Source organism: Mariniflexile jejuense, assembly GCF_042675665.1.
GTDB lineage: Bacteria > Bacteroidota > Bacteroidia > Flavobacteriales > Flavobacteriaceae > Mariniflexile > Mariniflexile jejuense.
Genome location: NZ_JBHTJI010000017.1, coordinates 1 through 794, shown reverse-complemented (window position 1 = coordinate 794; position 794 = coordinate 1). Strand labels below are relative to the sequence as shown.

Here is a 794-nt window from a genome sequence, read left to right as displayed (position 1 = left end):
CGTTGGCAACAAGCTGAAAAAAAACTATGGCAGAATGTATAGAATGTGGCGAATACACAAAATTCAATGGAGGATTATGTTATTCTTGCTACAAAACTGAAAATAAAAAAAATAAACCAGAAACATCTGAACAACAAGAGACCGAAGAGGATTTTGACGGAGGCTTAAACGATAAAGATTGGAATTATCGGTACAATATGATAAAAGGTCGAATCGCAGAAACTCTTATTCAGGAATTGTTTTTATCATTAGGCTACAACGTTTTTAGATACGGAATGGAAAATACTATTCCAGGAATAATGGAATTATTAAAAGGCGTTAAAAGCGAAGTAGCAACTGAAATAAAAAGAATGCCTGACTTTGTAATTCAAAGTCCAAAAACTAATGAGGTATTCTTTATAGAAGTAAAGTTTAGAAAAAGTGGAGAATTTCTACCAAAACATTTACCCAAAGATTATCCTTATGGAAACGCGTACATAATTTTAGTAAGCAAAAAGCATATTAAATGTATTTCTGTCAAGGAATTGGAAGAAGGAAAGGAAATTACACCGACTTCAAAAAACTATCTTGGAAGTAGAAAAGAATTTGAACTTGACAAAAAAGTAATAATAGACTTCTGCAATTTTGCAGTACAATTTTTTGAAAATGTGGAATAAAAGCCAGTTGCCAACACCGTGTAAAAATAATTGCTTGGTTCTTGCCTACTCGGAAAATCCTGCGGATTTTCCTCTGGTTCGTCCCATTTTTAGTAAGTTAGTTGCTTTCACACGCAACTATCCTTACACAAACACGTT

At 33.0% G+C, this 794-nt stretch carries 1 protein-coding gene; it reads left to right on the top strand.

Translation table 11 applies throughout. The features are described 5' to 3' along the window. Positions 1–26 precede the first annotated feature (26 nt). A complete protein-coding gene (locus tag ACFQ1R_RS11675) occupies positions 27–656 on the top strand; it encodes a hypothetical protein (RefSeq protein WP_379926406.1) in 630 nt (209 codons plus the stop codon). Positions 657–794 lie beyond the last annotated feature (138 nt).

Coding starts and splice junctions, on each gene's coding strand:
- ACFQ1R_RS11675 (WP_379926406.1), top strand. CDS start 27: ATGGCAGAATGTATAGAATGTGGCGAATACACAAAATTCAATGGAGGA.